Source organism: Virgibacillus siamensis, assembly GCF_900162695.1.
GTDB lineage: Bacteria > Bacillota > Bacilli > Bacillales > Amphibacillaceae > Lentibacillus > Lentibacillus siamensis_A.
Window position 1 is genome coordinate 1,229,616 of sequence record NZ_FUIH01000007.1, and the last position, 18,626, is coordinate 1,248,241.

The following is an 18,626-nucleotide window of genomic DNA, read 5'->3' on the forward strand; positions in this document are numbered from 1 at the left end:
AAATTATAATCTTACTCGTGCCGATTGGTTTTCAAAATCAATCGGCTTATTTTTTGTAAAAGCACAGCCGGTATCATCTCAATCTAAAAATTAATTCTGACAATATTGCATATTTCAAAGATAATCATAATTGATAAATTTTAAAAATAATTGAGAATATTATTGTGTCATCTAAACAATAAATGGCCTGTTCAACCAGCTAAGGTATAACTGGCCACTACATATACTATAATAACAATAGGAAGGGACTCTGGAATGAAGTATTCTGTTTGACTAACTTCGGAATCCATGTGATAATCACATTATAATTATTATAATTAGACAATAAAAATAAATGATTTTGTGTCATTTAAAGTTGTCAACAGTATGTACTAAAAAACATAGCAGGAGGAAAATATTTATGTCTCTAATTGGAAAAGAAGTACAACCATTTAAAGCATCGGCTTATGAAAGCACTGAAGGTGAATTTGTAGAAGTAACAGATGAGAATCTAAAAGGACAATGGAGCATTGTTTGCTTTTATCCGGCAGACTTTTCATTCGTTTGTCCTACTGAGCTGGAAGATCTTCAAAACCAATATGCTACACTTAAAGATCTTGGGGTGGAAGTATATTCCGTTTCAACAGATACACATTTTGTTCATAAAGCATGGCACGATCATTCAGAGGCAATCAATAAAATTGAATATACAATGATTGGTGACCCTTCACAAACCATTACTCGTAATTTCGATGTACTGGACGAAGATTTAGGTCTTGCACAACGCGGTACGTTCATTATTGACCCGGATGGTGTCGTACAGGCAGCTGAAATTAATGCAGACGGTATCGGCCGTGATGCAAGCGTACTTGTCGGCAAAGTTAAAGCAGCACAATATGTTCGCAATAACCCTGGCGAAGTTTGCCCGGCAAAATGGGAAGAAGGTTCTGAAACACTTGAACCAAGTCTTGACCTCGTAGGAAAAATTTAAGGGGGATACATCCAGATGCTAAATCAAGATATAAAAGCAAAATTAGCCCAATATATGCAATTGATGGAGGGCGATGTGCTGCTGAAAGTAAGTGCGGGATCTGATAAACTTTCCCGTGAAATGGTGGAGCTGGTGGATGAGCTCGCCGCTATGTCATCCAATATTAAAGTGGAAAAAACTGAATTGAAGAGAACGCCAAGCTTTAGTGTAAACCGTATTGGTGAAGACACCGGCATAACATTTGCCGGTGTTCCGCTTGGACATGAATTCACTTCCTTGGTATTGGCATTGCTGCAAGTTAGTGGAAGGGCTCCAAAAGAGGAACAGAACGTAATTGATCAGATTAAAGCTTTGGAAGGTACGTATCATTTTGAAACCTATGTTAGCCTGAGCTGTCAAAAATGCCCTGAAGTTGTACAGGCAATGAACTTAATGACTGTTCTAAATCCTAACATTTCACATACGATGATTGACGGTGCTGCTTTTAAAGATGAAGCGGAAAACGTCATGGCTGTACCTTCCGTATTCCTTAATGGAGAAGCATTCGGTGACGGCCGGATGACAGTCGAAGAAATACTTGCAAAGTTGGGTAGTGCACCAGACGCTTCAGAATTTGAGAATAAAGACCCGTTTGATGTTCTTGTTATCGGAGGAGGCCCGGCAAGTGCAAGTGCTGCAATCTATGCAGCTCGTAAAGGTATTCGTACAGGAATGGTCGCTGAACGTTTGGGCGGTCAGGTTAATGACACCGCCGGAATTGAAAATTTTATCAGTGTTAAACATACCGTGGGACCTAAATTTGCTTCAAACCTTGAAGAACATGTGAAAGACTATGAAATTGATGTGATGAATTCACAGCGTGCCAAAGGATTGGAGAAGAAGAAGGATTCAGTCGAAATTGAATTGGAAAATGGTGCAGTTCTCAAAAGCAGGTCTGTTATCCTTTCCACAGGTGCACGCTGGCGCAAGATTGGTGTGCCCGGCGAGGATGAATTTAGAAACAAGGGTGTAGCATATTGCCCCCATTGTGATGGACCGCTGTTTGAAGGAAAAGACGTTGCCGTTATCGGTGGAGGAAATTCTGGTGTTGAGGCAGCAATTGACTTGGCGGGAATTGTAAAACATGTAACAGTTCTTGAATTTGGTTCAGAGCTGAAAGCAGATTCAGTCTTGCAGGATCGTCTTCACAGTCTGCCGAATGTAAGGGTACTGACGAATGCAAAAACAACAGAAATTACCGGAAAAGACAATGTAAACGGACTAAGTTATGTGGATCGTGCTACAGAGGAACAACAACACATTGATCTGGACGGTGTATTTGTTCAGATAGGTCTTCTGCCAAATACAGATTGGCTTGGTGAATCTGTTGAACGTAATAAATTTGGTGAAATTGTTGTAGACAGAGATGGAGCAACGAACGTACCAGGTGTTTATGCAGCAGGGGATTGTACCGACGATCGAAACAAGCAGATAATTATTTCCATGGGATCCGGAGCAAATGCAGCCTTAAATGCATTCGATTATCTCATCCGAAATCCACGCAGCAGTTTTGTAATGAATTAAATTACCCCAAATCCCTCATTAGCTTAAAAAAGCATGGGGGATTTTTTTGTGAATTCATTTTTGATAATTATAAAAATATGTATAATGTAATTGAGCGAACGTTCAATTGTTCTTGCTCAAGATTAACTTACAAGGGTGTTTCTCCGGAGGAATTTGGTAATGAACACACACTACCATAGTGACCATGTGGGAGGTAATTTCCATCTTCAAAAGAATTATGGTGTGACGATTGCTGCCCATAAATGGGAGGCTGATTTAATTAATTCATGTGATCACGAGGCCTGTAGCGCGGAATGGCTGGACCAGCCGGTAGAACCGTACCGGGTAGATAAGAAACTATCCAATAACGATGAAATTAATATAGGCAGCAGAACCTTAAAAGTTATACACACCGGGACACACGCTCTGGCATATTTCTTTGTATGACCCGGAAGAAAAGATATTAATTGGTGGAAATCTTTTTCACAAAAATGATGTTGGATGGTTAAATATCTTTCGGGAAGGCGTTGCATCCATTCAGCGATCTATGGAAAGTTTGGAGCATTTATCCATGCTTCAGATTAGGCAGGTATATTCAGGGCATGGACCTCAAATCGATAATCCTGAGACAGCCCTCGATACTGCACGGAAGCTCCACTGTCATAATGACAATGGAACATATTTAGCCTTTTTGACGTAATTTTAAGAATAATAGTGTCATTACGTATGCAATAAAGACCACCGCCACATCAATCAAACTCAGGTAAAGCAGATTCATCCCCTTATGAAGGCGGACCATGTCAATGGAAATCATCAGCAAACCGTATCCGTATGCAAATAAAAAACAGCCGATGACCGAATAAATCCAGAAGCTCTTCTTATGGTTCGTACAATATTGATACAGCAGCATAAACACAACCGGAAACAGAACCGCTGAAACAGATATTCCCTGTGGAAGCAAGTAGAATAGGCTGTGTGGATGGTTAAAGTAATTACCGGACGTTAAAAAACTGTCAATCATATACCAAAGGACATGCGTAAAAAAGCCAAAAAAAGCAATTTCAAACACTCTTTTCCGGTCGACAAGGAACAGCCATGCAATCAATGGAACAATTACAGTTGCGAGGTTAAGCCAGAAATAGCCTGTCCCCATATTTGAATATAATTGCCAATGTTCTTTGATCAGACCACCGAGTTCCTCTTTCATGTTGAAAATTTTCATATATAAATCGTGCTGGTTCACTGGCTGCACCTCGCTTCATATTAATCTTACTAGTAGCTTAGCCAGTCTTGAAAATTCTATTCAATCCGTGAATCTGTTATAAGCAGGCTGTAATCTTAAGATAACCCCTTCGATAATGAATGAATCACCCGGTCAATTTCTTTCCGTACTTTTTTATAGTCAACTTTTTTCCATTCTCTAAGGGAAGGAATAAAAGAAGGATTACCTGATTGTTCAATTTTGTTCAATAGCAATAATATCATGCCACGATCTCGGTGTTGCAGATGTTCTTTAAAATCATGGTTTTCAGGGTTCGTAATTTCCTTAAGTTGCTGCAGCAATTCATCTGAATAGGTATCTTTTTCGATTTCCCAACCTGTTTCAGAGAATACGAGAAGAGGTAACCTATAATCATATTCGGTTTCCAGATAATGATGTTTGATCATCCAGTCGATTTTCGCTTTTACTGTTTCAAGAGGTTCGTCTCGAAAAGCACCGTATACCGGGCAGCAATCTAAATTCAATTCCAATACTTTTTTCTCTCTTGATCCTTTTAATATTTTTGCTAGTAAATTTCGTCCGCCAGTCATGATTATGGGATCCGCCGCACGCAATATCGTCCGGATATCCGAGTGTGGCAACCGTTTAATATTTTTCGTATCCAATTGGAAGCGGACACGATTAACTTTGCGTGACATAATTTACCACCCTTTCCGTGTGTGTACGTTAATTATAGTATAACATGGTATTTTTTATGGTATGGGTGGAGGAGAGTAATGCCTGATATTATAGATGAATCAGTAAGAACGCGACAATAAAAAGAGGATGTTTTATAAAAATGTCGAATTTTAGTTAGATAGAGGTTTTTTTAACTTCGAAGCATGACTAACAACGTATCGTCAATGCATATATATTGATATTCTAAAAATTTGGATGGAGGAATGTTGATGGAATTGTATTATGAGGTTCATGGGACTGGCCATCCGGTTGTTCTTATTACTGGAGGGGCCGATACGCGGAACTGGAAATTTATCACACCTTTATTAGCAAAACACTGCCAAGTTGTTGCGTTTGATTTACATGGTGCCGGTAAATCACCGAATCCTGCTGGACCATTTAATTATGTTGAGGATTTGCTCTCACTTATTGATTTTCTTGGGTTCGATGAAGTGACACTCATCGGCCATTCAATGGGCGGTCAAATCGCTGCGGAATTTGCACTGAATTATCCGGATAGAGTATCCACTTTGATTATGATTGCTCCTGCATTGAACGGGTTTAAGTATTCACAGGAATTTAATGACTATATCAAGGAGATCAACGCGGCAGCTCCTGATATCGATCATATGATTGAGATTTCTCTCAGTGCCCCGTTGTACAATGTTGTTATGTCCAGTTCCAACAAGGATTTGATGGTTCAAATGTTACGACACCATATGACTCGTATGTTTGAATGGCCAACATATGAAATGGTCTGGTCACAACCGCCGACAAATGAAAGATTGGGAGATTTAACTGCTAAAACGTTGCTGTTAATTGGCCTGGAAGATTCGGCTGATAATCTGCGTGTTGCAGAATACTATGAAAATCATTCAAACACTAAAGTTATTAGAATTCCTGATGTAGACCATATGGTAACTTTCACACATCCTGAAGTTCTTTCCGACTATATCACAAATTTTATTCAACTGAATTGATGAGGTAAGTCCATTAAAAATGCCTTATCTCTTAACGGCTGAAAAGAGGTAAGGTATTTTTTACTTGTTACGGGGAAACCAACGCCGCTGCGATTTAATAGATTGACTTTCACTTCGCTATATCTTATTGTATATAATAATTCCAAGTTATTTTATAGGAAATGAGGGATATATATGGCGATACCAGGTACTGTGATGAAAGATGAAAGCAAACAAAACCATCCGTTACTTCCATCTCCACAGAAAACATTAATCTTGACAGGAATAATTATTATTGCTCTTTTGAGTTATGCCATCTTTAATACTGCGGGACTGCAGAATATGATAACCATGTGGGTTGGTCTCCTGTTAGGTCTAACACTTTTTCATGCCCGGTTTGGTTTTACTTCAGCTTTCAGAAGGCTGCTGTCTGTCGGCAATGGTCAAGCAATGCGTGCTCATATGATTATGATGGCGGTAGCATGTACGCTGTTTGCTCCAATTCTGTCGATGGGGCTTGGTTTTTTTGGAAACGATCCATCAGGATATGTTTCTCCGGTAGGAACAAGCGTGGTCGTAGGGGCATTTATATTCGGTATCGGGATGCAGTTGGGAGGCGGATGCGCATCAGGAACATTGTATGCAGTTGGCGGTGGCCGTTCCGCGATGTTCGTAACATTGATTGCATTTATTATTGGTTCTGTGCTGGGTGCATGGCATTGGAATTTTTGGGTGAATGAAACACCATCATTTCCTTCAATTTCCCTGGCAACAAGCACTGATTTGGGTTACGCCGGCGCCTGGGCCGTGCAATTATTGCTTTTTGTACTCATATTTGGTGCAGCGTATTATTTTGATAAAAAACGAACACCGCCAACGATAAAGCCGCTTCCAAGCGGGAAAGGCTGGACTCGTATTCCGCGTGGTTCCTGGCCATTATGGGTTGCAGCCATTTTACTGGCAGTTTTTAACGCTTTGACATTATTGGTCAGAGGGACCCCATGGGGCGTTACATCGGCTTTTGCATTATGGGGATCTAAAATAGCAATGTTCTTCGGCATAGATGTCACCAAGTGGGTATATTGGTCTGGTGAACGTGCCGCTTCGTTGGATCAATCCGTATTAATGCACTCAACTAGCGTGTTGGATTTCGGTGTCATTCTTGGTGCCTTTTTAGCTTCAACAGCAGGTGGTATTTTTACACTGAAAAAACTTGGTCTTAAACGGATTTCTGCTGCTGTAATTGGTGGCATCCTGATGGGCTACGGTTCACGAATCGCATTTGGCTGTAATATCGGTGCATATTTTGGCGGCATCGCTTCCTTCAGCCTCCATGGATGGGTTTGGATGATTATGGCGTTGGCCGGAACATTCATCGCTCTTTATTTACGGCCATTGTTTGGAATGTCTGTACCAAAACCAAAAGATACATTTTGTTAATGATAAAAAAGTGATCCCTTTTCTGATTTGGAAAAGGGATCACTTTTTTTGGTTTTTAATCCATTAATGAATATTCCGGTACAGCCCGATTACTTTTCCAAGTATCGTCACATTTGGATAGATTAGCGGGTCCATTGTGGCATTTTCCGGTTGCAGACGTATTTGATTGGTTTCCTTGAAGAACCGTTTAACTGTTGCTTCATCCTCCTCAGTCATCGCAACAACAATCTCACCGTTCTGTGCAGTGTTTTGTTGTTTTACAATAACCATGTCACCATCTAAGATACCAGCTTCAATCATACTCTCACCCTCGATAACCAGAACGAACAAATTATCGTCGGGACCGGCACTTGAGCTCGGAAGCGGCACAAACTCTTCGATATTTTCGACAGCAGTAATCGGCAGCCCGGCGGTAACTTTACCAATCACTGGCGCATAAACCGCTTCTTCTTTCGGTATGTTCATATCTTCTGACAGATCCAGGACTTCAATTGCCCTTGGTTTAGTTGGGTCTCTTCTAATAAATCCTTTGCTCTCCAGTCTGGCAAGATGACCGTGCACAGTGGAACTTGAAGCAAGTCCTACCGCTACTGCGATTTCACGAACGGATGGCGGATACCCTTTTTCTTTTACCTGTTCCTTAATATAGTCGAGAATTGCCTGCTGCCTTTTGGAAAGTTTGTTCATCTATTAAACACCTCGCGCATAATATTTATTAATGATAGTTTATCATTCAATATATAGAAAAGCAAACATTCGTTCGAAAAAAAGCTTGACAAGATCATTTGTTCGTATATAATAAATACAGAGAAGGCGAACAAAGGTTCTAATACAAAAAGGAAGGGACTGATAAATATGTTTGAAAAGATTTCCAAGACAGATATATTTTATATAGTTGCTTTTGCATTGGCGTTAGCTTTTTTATATTTTACAATGATTACAAGCGCATAATGTAGGGAGATATTCAATTGAGAGCTATCATATATTGCAGGGTTAGTACAAATAAGAAGACACAGGAAACATCACTGGCACGACAGAAAGAAGAACTGACAAAACTTGCTGACAGAAATAATTTTTCTATTATATCGATTATTGAAGAGCGGGAAAGCGGCTATGAGATGGACCGTGATGGTATTTTTTCAATGCTGGATTATTTTGCAGGCGGGGAAGCAGATGTCTTGCTGATACAGGATGAGACAAGACTGGGCAGAGGAAATACAAAAATTGCGCTGTTCCATCAATTGCAGAAATTGCATGTTTCGATTTATACGAGTTTGCACGGAGGCGAATTAGAGGTTTCAGAATCAGACTCCATGGTATTGCAAATTGTAGGGATTGTGGAAGAATACCAGCGTAAACTGCAAAATGCAAAGATCAGGCGCGGAATGAAGCGGGCTGTTCGGGATGGATTTGATCCGGCAAAAAATTTATCCAACCGGCACCAGGCATCCGGCCGTGACCGAATAGCATTTCCAATGGATGAGGTTGTTCAATTAAGACAGAAGGAAATGACATTCAATGAAATCACGAAGCGTATAAATAATTTGGGTTATCCCGTTTCCAAAGCAACTGTTCATCGCAGGTATCAGGAATTTGTAAATTCTTGAATCTGCTTCATATAAAAGGTACTATTGAAGGGCAGGAACACCGATATGGTTCTTGCCTTTTTTGTATGCAACTATCAGGAGGGGTTATCATGATCTCAAAAGAAAAGTTAAATCGTATAAATGAACTTGCCAAAAAGTCAAAGGAAGAAGAACTGACAGATGATGAAAAAGCGGAACAAAAGGAACTGAGACAGGAATATCTGAAAAATGTCCGTAAGTCATTTAAAAATCAGTTCAAATCAATGACTGTGATGGATAAAGAAGGTAATGATGTTACACCGCAAAAAGTTCGGGATCTTCAGGACCGGAATAAAAAGCATTAAAAGCTTTTTCGAAAAAAACTTGTTACAGGTATGGTTTCGTTATAAAATGAAAAAGGATATAAACTAGTTTAGTAACGGAAGGGGAATTTCATTGTCACAAAACATGGAACAACTATCGATTAACACAATTCGCACTTTGGCAATTGATGCCATCGAAAATGCTAATTCGGGCCACCCGGGCCTGCCAATGGGTGCAGCTCCAATGGCGTATTCGTTGTGGACTGATTTCATGACACACAACCCGAAAAATTCCAAATGGTTTAATCGGGATCGTTTTGTTTTATCCGCAGGTCATGGATCCATGCTGCTGTATGGCTTATTACATTTATCCGGTTATGATGTAACCATTGACGATTTAAAATCTTTCCGTCAATGGGGTTCCAGAACTCCGGGACACCCGGAAGTTCATCATACAGATGGGGTGGAAGCTACAACTGGTCCTCTTGGACAAGGTATTGCGATGTCAGTAGGGATGGCAATGGCCGAGGCACATCTCGCATCTCTTTACAATAAAGAAGACATTCATATTATTGACCATCATACGTATGCACTCATCAGCGACGGTGATTTAATGGAAGGTATTTCACACGAGTCAGCTTCTCTCGCCGGTCATCTGGGATTAGGTAAACTGATTGCCCTGTATGACTCCAACGATATTTCCCTGGATGGAGATTTGGATCGCGCATTTTCTGATGATACCGAAAGCCGTTTTAAAGCATATGGCTGGCAGGTTATTCGAGTGGAAGACGGGAATAATCTGACAGAAATCCGTAATGCGATTAAAGAGGCAAAAGAAAATACCGAACAGCCTACATTAATCGAAGTTAAAACAGTTATCGGCTATGGTTCCCCAAACAAATCAGCATCTGCGGCATCACATGGTGCGCCGCTTGGAACAGATGAGGTTAAACTGACGAAAGACTATTATAAGTGGGCACATGATGATTTCCATGTACCGGAAGAAGTCTATGCTGATTTTAACGAAAAAATTGGAAAAGATGGAGCCGATGCAGAGGATAATTGGAACGAACTTTTTACCACTTACAAAGAAAAATATCCGGATGATGCGAAGGAATTGGAACTGGCAATTAAAGGTGAACTGCCGGAAAACTGGAATGCGGATTTGCCTGTTTATGAAGCCGGAAAAGATTCTGCAGCGACTCGTGCCACTTCCGGCGAGGTGCTTAATGCAATTTCAAAAGCTGTACCATATTTCTTCGGTGGTAGTGCTGATTTAGCAGGATCCAACAAGACGACGGTTAAAAATGAAGAAGACTTTTCCCTGCAAAATTACGCTGGTAAAAACATTTGGTTCGGTGTACGGGAATTCGCAATGGCTGCTGCAACCAACGGAATGGCACTGCACGGCGGATTAAAGGCATATGCCGGAACATTCTTCGTGTTTAGTGATTACATGCGACCGGCAATCCGTCTTTCTGCAATTATGAATGCGCCAGTGACATATGTGTTTACACACGATTCGATTGCAGTGGGAGAAGATGGACCGACACACGAGCCAATTGAACAACTTGCATCACTTCGGGCGATGCCAGGACTATCTCTGATTCGTCCTGCTGACGGAAATGAAGTTCAGGCAGCCTGGAGACTCTCGCTTGAGTCAGAAGATAAGCCGACTGCTCTGGTATTGACCAGACAGGGATTGCCAACATTGGAAGGCACAAAAGAAAATGCGTACAATGGTGTGAAAAAAGGTGCTTATGTGGTAAGCAAATCAGATAAAGAAACACCTGATGCATTATTGCTTGCAACTGGCTCTGAAGTGCAGCTGGCCGTAAAAGCAAAGAATGCCTTAAAAGAAAAAAGCATCGATGTGAGTGTTATCAGCATGCCATCCTGGGATCGTTTCAACGAGCAGGATCAGGCATATAAAGATTCCGTTATTCCACCGAACGTGAAAAATCGTGTCGCAATTGAAATGGCTTCACCATTTGGCTGGGAACGTTATGTAGGTGAAAAAGGTAAAGTAATCGGCATTGATACATTTGGTGCTTCCGCTAAGGGAGACAAAGTAATTGAAGAATACGGCTTTACCGTTGATAATGTTGTGAAGCAAGTCGAATCGTATGTGGACTAAGCTATAATGTAATCAGGATGGCCTTCCTTTTGGGAGGTCATTCTTTTTAGATACGGACGGGTTTCGCTTAAATTGGTTGATTTTGGCTCAAGTTCATAATTTGTCTTCACAAAAAGGGTTGCCGATCCGACAGTCGATTCTTGAATTTCGCTCTTTTGACAAAACTAGTGTTCTTTTTCTGCGGGTTATGACAAAATTTTAAAATGAAATGCGTATAATAGAAGGTAAATGAGGAGGGATTTTGTTGAATCAATACGCCATTTACTGGATCAAAGAGGAATTTGCGCATCATTTTTTCCACAAAAGTCATATCCTTTATCGTTTTTTGAAAGCGTATCAAATGGAACAAAACCGGGAAGACTTAAGAAAACAATTTGAATTTATTACGAATCCATTTCCAAAAAAAGAACTGACTGCCCATCTGACTCACAATGTTTCAGATGGTGTTCGTGTGGCTTGGCAGGAGAATAACATTGAAATTTGGAAAGATATGCAATATATTTCTTTACATATCCATCAAAAACATATAAACTTTCGTAGTGAGATATTGCACGATGCGGAACAATTGCTGTTCCCGGCACTCCGTTCATATCAGCCGGTCTTATTTATTATGAGCAATAATACGGAACATTACGGCTGGTTATCTCCGGTAATTCAAAGAAAGAGGGACAAGACTGAACAAGTATTGTATTCTTATCTTTGATTTACTATACTGTATGAGGGACAACAAGAAGGAGGAAAGATTGTTATGGCTACGATTTGGGTTGTACTAATAGCTATCGTTGCATTAATTGCCGGTGTTGCGCTTGGATTTTTCATCGCACGGAAATATATGATGAACTATTTAAAGAAAAACCCTCCAATTAATGAACAGATGCTTCGTACATTAATGATGCAGATGGGCCAAAAACCGTCGCAGAAGAAAATTAATCAGATGATGCGAGCAATGAATAACCAACAAAACAAATAATCAGCACTTATACTATACACGTGCGCACGCCCCTTGTTTCGAAATGGCAACAGGGGGTGTTTTCATTTAGTGAAGTGTTGGTTAATTGTCAAAATCAATCCCTTTCGTTTTTACTGTTATCTGCTAAACTAGGTGAGAGAAGTTAGTGGGAGTGATGTAATATGTCGGGTGAAATAAATATATTTATCGCCTTTGGAGCCGGGTTTTTGTCTTTTGTCTCACCCTGTGTGCTGCCATTATATCCTGTTTTCCTGTCCTATATTACTGGAATGAGTGTCAGTGAAATGAAAGAGGATAATAAAATGCTTAACCGGAAAAGCATGCTGCATACACTGTTCTTTTTGCTCGGTTTTTCCTGTATTTTCATTGTGATGGGGTATACATCAAACGTGTTTTCGGATTTCCTTAATCAATATAAGGATATTATCAGGCAAATCGGTGCTATTCTTATCGTGTTCTTTGGTTTGGTTATTGTAGGATTGCTGAATTTCGAGTTCTTGATGAAGGATAAGAAGATCACCTTCAAAAACAGACCGGCGGGATTCGTGGGATCTTTTCTGATTGGACTGGCATTTTCACTTGGTTGGACACCTTGTATGGGGCCGATTTTGGTGATTGTAATATCACTTGCAGCTACAAATCCGGATCTGGGAATGGTCATGATGATCAGCTATATCCTTGGCTTTTCCATACCATTTTTCATTTTGTCGTTCTTCCTTGGAAAACTGGGATGGATTAAACGAAACAGTTCAAGGATTGTAAAGGTTGGCGGCTATTTGATGATCTTTATGGGGATAGCGCTGTTCTTTAATTGGATGGGCAAATTGACTGCATTTCTTGCTGGATGGATTGGATTTCAAGGCTTCTGACAGTAGATTTTTTGCAGGCATTATATTACACTTTAATTAACAATGTAACTGTTAGAGGGGCATTATTATGTACAAATCGAATGATTTGATTTTACGAACAACAACATCAATTATTGTGTTTATTCTGCTTGGTTTTTCGATTTACCTGCTTCTGGCTGGACATAATTCTCCCGGCGGCGGATTTATCGGCGGATTAATAACAGCATCCGCAATCATGCTTTTATATATATCATATGGTTCTGAAACCATCGAGAAAATATTGCCGATTAATTATCGTCTGCTGGTTCCGATAGGCCTCCTTCTTGCGCTTGGAACAGGTATCGGGTCTTTCTTTTTTAGTGTTCCTTTCTTATCGCATACGTACGGCTATTTTCACATCCCATTTTTTGGCGAACTTGAATTGGCTACGGCGATGCTGTTTGACACGGGTGTATACATAACAGTACTGGGTGTAACCCTTACGATCATACTGTCGATTTCAAAAGATCAGTAAATTTTATTGTAAGCTGAAAAGAGTGATCAGGCATGTTTTGGATTATTGCAAGTACAGTAGTCGCAGCTTTTATGGCAATAACGATGATTTTTGTCCGGTTGAAAGCTGCAAAAAAACCAGCTTCTGTTAAAAAAATAATATTGCCGCCATTGTTTATGAGTACGGGCGCACTAATGTTTGTGTTTCCTGAATTTCGGGTCGGCTGGTATCAGGTATTGGAAGCATTCAGTGTCGGAATTATTTTCTCGGTCTTTTTGATTAAAACATCCAAGTTTGAAATCAGGGATAATGATATTTACCTGATACCATCCAAATCGTTTGTATTTATTCTGTTCGGATTACTGGCAATCAGGATTATTATGAAGCTTATGATTGGCGGTACAATTTCATTGGGAGAGACAAGTGGAATGTTTTTTCTTCTGGCATTCGGCATGATTTTAACTTGGCGATTAGCGATGCTTTACAAATACAAGAAATTAGAGAAACAGCTTCAGTACTAAAAAGGCTGGGACATATCAAAAACTTGTTATTCAGAAGACGAACAATTGGGAAATGAGTGGAGCGGTTACTCGCTCCATTTTTTAATTCATTGTTCGTCTTTTGGAGTAAAATTCATTGTTCCGGTTTTTCTAGTAATCGAAAAAGCTTTCATACGGTGTAACATCTATATTTTTCTGATCCAATTTTTTACGTAAAAATTTGTGGTCCCGTTTCGGAGTAGCAAGAATATAACCCTCGATTAATACATCCTGTGAAATCACTTTCCGCTTTTTTTGCAGGGCAACTTCCCCGATTTTGCTGGCTATTTTTTGCCTTGCAACGTCGCGGAATAATTCCGGTACAGGGGACACTAAATCCTCCAGCAATTCCTTTTCGGGTTTACGCCACATATGCCTTGTTTTTTCCATATAATATTCTTCCCAGTCCATTTTTGATCTGCCGTCTTCTTTTGGCAATTTTTTCAAAAACTTCCGGAACATAAAAAACCCGCCAATCCCCATCAAGGTAATCAGCAAAAATCCCCACAGGACGATTAAATAGTCTACAAAAATTGACATCTTTCATCACTCGATTCGTATAAAGTAAAAAAGCATATTGACTTTAAGGCAAATTATTCCACAAGAATCATTTATTTTTATGTATAATTATAGTAAAATTAAGATTACTTGCTTATATAAAATAAACGTTTGAATAAATTGTAGATTTTAGTCATATTTTTTCTATTGCTTAATACAATTATAATAGGGCGACAGGATACATACAAGACTTTCAATTAACATAATCCGACTCGTCTTCATCAATTAAGGTGCAGGGTGCAAATGTGGTAGCAGGGAGGGAAAGCGATGGAAAGCAGAAATAACAAATACAATAACATCAATATGGAACGCTCTGAGGTTTCACATCGTACGCAAATTGAGGAGTTTTTTTCTGGTTTAGCTTCCTTGCCAACAACACTGCTGGAGTGGATTGATAAGAATAGCAATGATATTGTAACTGTTTGGGAAGCTAAGGGAAAGTTGGTATTTATCTCGAATTCTGTGAAACAATTGCTCGGATATCAACCTGCTGAGTTGCTCGGTTCGGAGTGGCATGAAAATATTGCACAAGAAGATGTTGAATATCTTAAGAAAAATTTTGATGTCGCGAAAGAAGGTATCGGAAAGTCATTTAATCTTCATATACGTGATCGGAACGGGAAGTATATCTGGACAGAGCACGTTATTTCACGCGTGAAAGATAAATCGGGAGAAAATTATTATATCTCTATTTTAAAGGATATTACGGATAAGAAAGAGGCGGAGGAAATGATGGTCCGTTCAGAAAAAATGTCTGTGGCCGGACAGCTCGCCGCCGGGATTGCCCATGAAATCCGTAACCCCCTTACATCACTAAAGGGTTTTTTGCAATTACTGCAGGCCGGGGTAAATCGTAAAGAGGAATATTATAAAATTATGATAGAAGAGATTGAGAAAATGGAAACCATTACTTCGGAATTACTGTTCATATCAAAGCCGCTAACCGATAATAAACGCGTGGAATCGATCAGCAGCATGATAGAGGATGTCATTACACTTCTGAAACCGCAAGCTTCCCTAAAAAACGTTGAACTTATAGGAAGTATCCCTATTGATTTTTCCGTGTATTGTGATCGTTCCCAGATTAAACAGGTGCTTATAAATTTGGTTAAAAATGCAATTGAAGCAATGGACGATCCGGGGGAAATACACATAAATGTTTCGGTTCGGAACCAGCATTTGGCAGTAGAGGTAATTGATCAAGGGGTGGGAGTTCCAGAAGAATTAATACATAAGCTTGGTGAGCCATTTTTCACAACGAAACAAAATGGCACAGGACTTGGTATCATGATTATTTATCAAATTTTGGAGAAACATGACGGTAAACTTGAAATATTGCGGAATGAGTCGAAAGGAAGTACATTTCGGATTCAATTACCGTATGAGGACTAGTAATCTTTTTAATTATAATTATCCATGCTAAAATAACTCAATATATATAAGTAAAAATTATCACTCTATATAACTATTTGATATAGGATGAAACCTGATAATCATTTGTTTTATATAGGGTTTTCATATAAAATGAATTGGTAGAGAGTTTGTCGAAATGTGAAATTTACGGCAAAAAGGATGAGAGAGGAGTTTCATTTTATATGGGAATTGATGCGAAAAAGCAGTTTGAATTGAATGGAAAAACGTATAATTATTATGAATTAAAAGCGTTGGAAAATGCCGGGTTCGGTAAAATTTCCCGTTTGCCATTCTCTGTTCGTGTCCTTTTGGAATCACTTGTCCGTCAGCGTGACGGTCATGTTATTAAGGATGAACATATTGAAGGATTGTCCAAATGGGGAACAGATGATGGGCAGGGTGTGGATGTTCCATTTAAGCCATCCCGTGTTATTTTACAGGACTTCACAGGTGTTCCTGCAGTTGTTGACCTTGCTTCATTGCGTAAAGCAATGGTTGATATGGGCGGCGAACCGGATAAAATCAACCCGGAAGTACCTGTTGACCTGGTAATTGACCACTCTGTACAGGTTGACCAATACGGTACCCCAAATGCATTAAAAGCAAATATGGAACTTGAATTTGACCGTAATGCTGAACGCTATGAGTTTCTGCATTGGGCTCAAAAAGCATTTGAAAACTATCGTGCTGTTCCACCGGCAACCGGTATCGTACACCAGGTAAACCTGGAGTACATTGCCAATGTCGTTCATGGATTAGAAAATGAAGATGGAAGTTATGATGCGTTCCCTGATACATTGGTTGGAACAGACTCCCATACAACCATGATTAACGGCCTGGGTGTACTTGGCTGGGGTGTTGGCGGTATTGAAGCTGAAGCAGGAATGCTTGGCCAGCCATCTTATTTCCCTGCACCGGAAGTAATCGGTGTTAAATTTACAGGAAGCTTTCCACAGGGTACTACCGCAACAGACTTGGCCTTGAAGGTTACCCAGGTTTTGCGTGAGAAAAAAGTGGTAGGAAAGTTTGTTGAATATTTTGGTCCAGGCCTAAAAGACATGCCGCTTGCTGACCGTGCAACTATTTCCAACATGGCACCGGAATATGGTGCGACATGCGGATTCTTCCCGGTTGATGATGAAGCATTGAGCTATCTTCGTCTAACCGGACGTGACGAAGAGCAGATTGCATTGGTTGAAAAGTATTGTAAAGAAAACAATCTTTGGTATTCACCAGATCAGCCGGATCCGGAATATACCGATCTTGTGGAAATTAATTTGTCTGAACTGGAACCAAACCTTTCCGGTCCAAAACGTCCACAGGACTTGATTGCTTTGTCTGACATGAAAGAAGAATTCAATAAAGCAGTAGTTGCTCCATCCGGAAACCAAGGACTTGGCATGGATAAATCGGAGTTTGATAAAGAGGCAGTTGTCGAGCATCCGAATGGCGACAAATCTGTTATGAAAACTGGTGCGATTGCAATTGCAGCAATTACATCATGTACAAACACATCCAATCCGTATGTAATGTTGGGTGCAGGTTTGCTTGCTAAGAAAGCAGTTGAAAAAGGCCTGAAAGTACCGTCTTATGTAAAAACATCACTTGCACCAGGATCTAAAGTAGTGACGCGTTACCTGGAAGATTCCGGTCTGATGGAATATCTTGATAACCTTGGCTTTAACCTGGTTGGTTATGGTTGTACGACTTGTATCGGTAACTCTGGTCCATTGCGTGAGGAAATTGAGCAAGCCATTTCCAAGAGTGACTTGACAGTGTCATCTGTATTATCAGGTAACCGTAACTTTGAAGGCCGGATTCATCCGCTGGTTAAAGCAAACTACCTTGCTTCACCACCACTTGTAGTGGCATATGCACTGGCAGGTACAGTGGACGTGGATCTGTCTACGGAAGCATTGGGTTACGATGCAGATGGTGAACCAATATATCTGAATGATATCTGGCCATCCATGGCGGAAATTAAGGAAGCAGTAGAAAGTACTGTAAATCCTGAAATTTTCCGTAAAGAATATAAGAGCGTATTTGATTCCAATGAAAAATGGAATAAAATCCAGACAACAGATGAACCGCTGTTTGAATGGGATAGTGAATCAACTTACATTCAAAACCCTCCATTTTTCGAAGGGTTATCAAAAGAAGCCGGAAAAGTTAATCCATTGAATGATTTGCGCGTTATTGGTAAATTTGGCGATTCGGTAACAACGGACCACATCTCACCAGCCGGTGCAATTGCCAAAGATATGCCAGCGGGACAATATTTGCAGGATAAAGGTGTATCACCGCGAAACTTTAACTCATATGGTTCCCGCCGCGGAAATCATGAAGTTATGATGCGTGGTACGTTTGCCAATATCCGAATCCGCAACTTGCTCGCACAAGGTAAAGAGGGCGGTTATACAACGTATTGGCCGACTGAAGAGATCATGCCGATCTATGATGCTGCGATGAAATATCAGGAAGATGGTACTGGATTGCTTGTTATTGGCGGAAAAGATTATGGAATGGGATCATCCCGTGACTGGGCTGCCAAAGGTACTATTTTACTTGGTATTAAAACTGTCATTGCTGAAAGCTTTGAACGGATTCATCGTTCAAACCTTGTTATGATGGGTGTACTTCCGTTGCAGTTTGAAGATGGTGACAGTGCCGAAAAATTGGGCATAACCGGAAAAGAATCATTTGATGTGGAAATTGACGAAAATGTTAAACCGCATGACCGGGTAAAAGTTACTGCTGTTGATGAAGACGGTAATAAAACAGAATTCCATGTAATCGCACGTTTCGACAGTGATGTTGAAATTGATTACTATCGCCATGGCGGTATTCTGCAAATGGTACTGCGTAACAAATTATAATTGGAACAATCATGATAAACCAGCACATCGAAACAGGGTGTGCTGGTTTTTTGA

Annotated in this window: 19 protein-coding genes; 15 read left to right on the plus strand and 4 right to left on the minus strand. The window is 40.1% G+C overall.

Annotated elements, in window-relative coordinates; all coding sequences use genetic code 11:
• Positions 1-400: 400 nt before the first annotated feature.
• From ahpC to B1K71_RS20155, 3 genes are all read left to right on the plus strand, one after another.
• Positions 401-970, plus strand: a complete 570-nt coding sequence (ahpC, locus tag B1K71_RS09855; RefSeq protein ID WP_083954087.1) for an alkyl hydroperoxide reductase subunit C — start codon at positions 401-403, stop codon at positions 968-970.
• Positions 971-985: 15 nt separating this feature from the next.
• Positions 986-2,533 carry an alkyl hydroperoxide reductase subunit F gene (ahpF, locus tag B1K71_RS09860; protein WP_077326419.1) on the plus strand — a complete coding sequence of 516 codons (1,548 nt, stop codon included), beginning with the start codon at positions 986-988 and terminating at the stop codon, positions 2,531-2,533.
• A gap of 159 nt (positions 2,534-2,692) precedes the next feature.
• Positions 2,693-2,959 (plus strand): MBL fold metallo-hydrolase, encoded by a 267-nt coding sequence (locus B1K71_RS20155; RefSeq protein WP_245799232.1) that lies wholly within the window; start codon positions 2,693-2,695, stop codon positions 2,957-2,959.
• A gap of 235 nt (positions 2,960-3,194) precedes the next feature.
• Here the strand turns inward: B1K71_RS20155 and B1K71_RS09870 are convergent, their stop codons facing one another.
• Both B1K71_RS09870 and B1K71_RS09875 read right to left on the minus strand, forming a co-directional pair.
• A complete protein-coding gene (locus B1K71_RS09870) occupies positions 3,195-3,755 on the minus strand; it encodes a hypothetical protein (protein WP_077326421.1) in 561 nt (186 codons plus the stop codon).
• Between the two features lie 95 nt (positions 3,756-3,850).
• Positions 3,851-4,432, minus strand: coding sequence for an RQC-minor-1 family DNA-binding protein (locus B1K71_RS09875; RefSeq protein WP_077326423.1), 582 nt, complete (start codon positions 4,430-4,432; stop codon positions 3,851-3,853).
• Between the two features lie 249 nt (positions 4,433-4,681).
• Here B1K71_RS09875 and B1K71_RS09880 point away from each other — a divergent pair, with 249 nt between their 5' ends.
• Positions 4,682-5,431, plus strand: a complete 750-nt coding sequence (locus B1K71_RS09880; protein WP_077326425.1) for an alpha/beta fold hydrolase — start codon at positions 4,682-4,684, stop codon at positions 5,429-5,431.
• Between the two features lie 174 nt (positions 5,432-5,605).
• Positions 5,606-6,850 (plus strand): YeeE/YedE family protein, encoded by a 1,245-nt coding sequence (locus tag B1K71_RS09885; protein ID WP_077326428.1) that lies wholly within the window; start codon positions 5,606-5,608, stop codon positions 6,848-6,850.
• Positions 6,851-6,913: 63 nt separating this feature from the next.
• Here B1K71_RS09885 and lexA read toward each other — a convergent pair whose 3' ends face one another.
• Positions 6,914-7,537 (minus strand): transcriptional repressor LexA, encoded by a 624-nt coding sequence (lexA, locus tag B1K71_RS09890; RefSeq protein WP_077326430.1) that lies wholly within the window; start codon positions 7,535-7,537, stop codon positions 6,914-6,916.
• Between the two features lie 281 nt (positions 7,538-7,818).
• Here lexA and B1K71_RS09895 point away from each other — a divergent pair, with 281 nt between their 5' ends.
• The 8 genes from B1K71_RS09895 (at position 7,819) to B1K71_RS09930 (ending at position 13,707) form a co-directional block, all read left to right on the plus strand.
• Complete coding sequence (locus B1K71_RS09895) at positions 7,819-8,457, plus strand: YneB family resolvase-like protein (RefSeq protein WP_077326432.1); 639 nt, start codon at positions 7,819-7,821, stop codon at positions 8,455-8,457.
• Between the two features lie 89 nt (positions 8,458-8,546).
• On the plus strand, positions 8,547-8,780 hold the full coding sequence (locus B1K71_RS09900) for a DUF896 domain-containing protein (protein ID WP_077326435.1): 234 nt from the start codon (positions 8,547-8,549) through the stop codon (positions 8,778-8,780).
• A 91-nt stretch (positions 8,781-8,871) separates the two neighbouring features.
• Entirely contained in the window at positions 8,872-10,875 is a 2,004-nt protein-coding gene (tkt, locus tag B1K71_RS09905) for a transketolase (protein WP_077326437.1), read from the plus strand.
• A 244-nt stretch (positions 10,876-11,119) separates the two neighbouring features.
• Positions 11,120-11,578 (plus strand): sporulation inhibitor of replication protein SirA, encoded by a 459-nt coding sequence (gene sirA / locus B1K71_RS09910; protein ID WP_175631887.1) that lies wholly within the window; start codon positions 11,120-11,122, stop codon positions 11,576-11,578.
• A gap of 45 nt (positions 11,579-11,623) precedes the next feature.
• Positions 11,624-11,845 carry a YneF family protein gene (locus tag B1K71_RS09915; RefSeq protein WP_077326442.1) on the plus strand — a complete coding sequence of 74 codons (222 nt, stop codon included), beginning with the start codon at positions 11,624-11,626 and terminating at the stop codon, positions 11,843-11,845.
• A 161-nt stretch (positions 11,846-12,006) separates the two neighbouring features.
• Positions 12,007-12,714 carry a cytochrome c biogenesis CcdA family protein gene (locus B1K71_RS09920; protein ID WP_077326444.1) on the plus strand — a complete coding sequence of 236 codons (708 nt, stop codon included), beginning with the start codon at positions 12,007-12,009 and terminating at the stop codon, positions 12,712-12,714.
• Between the two features lie 67 nt (positions 12,715-12,781).
• Positions 12,782-13,207 (plus strand): Na(+)/H(+) antiporter subunit B, encoded by a 426-nt coding sequence (locus B1K71_RS09925; RefSeq protein ID WP_077326446.1) that lies wholly within the window; start codon positions 12,782-12,784, stop codon positions 13,205-13,207.
• A gap of 32 nt (positions 13,208-13,239) precedes the next feature.
• Positions 13,240-13,707 carry a CcdC family protein gene (locus B1K71_RS09930; RefSeq protein WP_077326448.1) on the plus strand — a complete coding sequence of 156 codons (468 nt, stop codon included), beginning with the start codon at positions 13,240-13,242 and terminating at the stop codon, positions 13,705-13,707.
• A 129-nt stretch (positions 13,708-13,836) separates the two neighbouring features.
• Here the strand turns inward: B1K71_RS09930 and B1K71_RS09935 are convergent, their stop codons facing one another.
• Positions 13,837-14,265 carry a DUF2621 family protein gene (locus tag B1K71_RS09935; RefSeq protein WP_077326450.1) on the minus strand — a complete coding sequence of 143 codons (429 nt, stop codon included), beginning with the start codon at positions 14,263-14,265 and terminating at the stop codon, positions 13,837-13,839.
• A gap of 285 nt (positions 14,266-14,550) precedes the next feature.
• On the opposite strand from B1K71_RS09935, the gene B1K71_RS09940 reads away from it, so the two are divergent.
• Together B1K71_RS09940 and acnA are read left to right on the plus strand one after the other, a co-directional pair.
• The gene (locus tag B1K71_RS09940) at positions 14,551-15,675 is read left to right on the plus strand and encodes an ATP-binding protein (protein ID WP_077326452.1); all 1,125 of its coding nucleotides are present in this window, start codon (positions 14,551-14,553) and stop codon (positions 15,673-15,675) included.
• A gap of 203 nt (positions 15,676-15,878) precedes the next feature.
• Entirely contained in the window at positions 15,879-18,572 is a 2,694-nt protein-coding gene (acnA, locus tag B1K71_RS09945) for an aconitate hydratase AcnA (RefSeq protein ID WP_077326454.1), read from the plus strand.
• The last annotated feature ends 54 nt before the right edge of the window (positions 18,573-18,626 follow it).

Bases quoted from the DNA above. Each gene is read 5' to 3' on its own strand.
- ahpC (WP_083954087.1), top strand. From the start codon at position 401: ATGTCTCTAATTGGAAAAGAAGTACAACCATTTAAAGCATCGGCTTAT.
- ahpF (WP_077326419.1), top strand. From the start codon at position 986: ATGCTAAATCAAGATATAAAAGCAAAATTAGCCCAATATATGCAATTG.
- B1K71_RS20155 (WP_245799232.1), top strand. From the start codon at position 2,693: ATGAACACACACTACCATAGTGACCATGTGGGAGGTAATTTCCATCTT.
- B1K71_RS09875 (WP_077326423.1), bottom strand. From the start codon at position 4,432: ATGTCACGCAAAGTTAATCGTGTCCGCTTCCAATTGGATACGAAAAAT.
- B1K71_RS09880 (WP_077326425.1), top strand. From the start codon at position 4,682: ATGGAATTGTATTATGAGGTTCATGGGACTGGCCATCCGGTTGTTCTT.
- B1K71_RS09885 (WP_077326428.1), top strand. From the start codon at position 5,606: ATGGCGATACCAGGTACTGTGATGAAAGATGAAAGCAAACAAAACCAT.
- lexA (WP_077326430.1), bottom strand. From the start codon at position 7,537: ATGAACAAACTTTCCAAAAGGCAGCAGGCAATTCTCGACTATATTAAG.
- B1K71_RS09900 (WP_077326435.1), top strand. From the start codon at position 8,547: ATGATCTCAAAAGAAAAGTTAAATCGTATAAATGAACTTGCCAAAAAG.
- B1K71_RS09915 (WP_077326442.1), top strand. From the start codon at position 11,624: ATGGCTACGATTTGGGTTGTACTAATAGCTATCGTTGCATTAATTGCC.
- B1K71_RS09920 (WP_077326444.1), top strand. From the start codon at position 12,007: ATGTCGGGTGAAATAAATATATTTATCGCCTTTGGAGCCGGGTTTTTG.
- B1K71_RS09925 (WP_077326446.1), top strand. From the start codon at position 12,782: ATGTACAAATCGAATGATTTGATTTTACGAACAACAACATCAATTATT.
- B1K71_RS09930 (WP_077326448.1), top strand. From the start codon at position 13,240: ATGTTTTGGATTATTGCAAGTACAGTAGTCGCAGCTTTTATGGCAATA.
- B1K71_RS09935 (WP_077326450.1), bottom strand. From the start codon at position 14,265: ATGTCAATTTTTGTAGACTATTTAATCGTCCTGTGGGGATTTTTGCTG.
- B1K71_RS09940 (WP_077326452.1), top strand. From the start codon at position 14,551: ATGGAAAGCAGAAATAACAAATACAATAACATCAATATGGAACGCTCT.
- acnA (WP_077326454.1), top strand. From the start codon at position 15,879: ATGGGAATTGATGCGAAAAAGCAGTTTGAATTGAATGGAAAAACGTAT.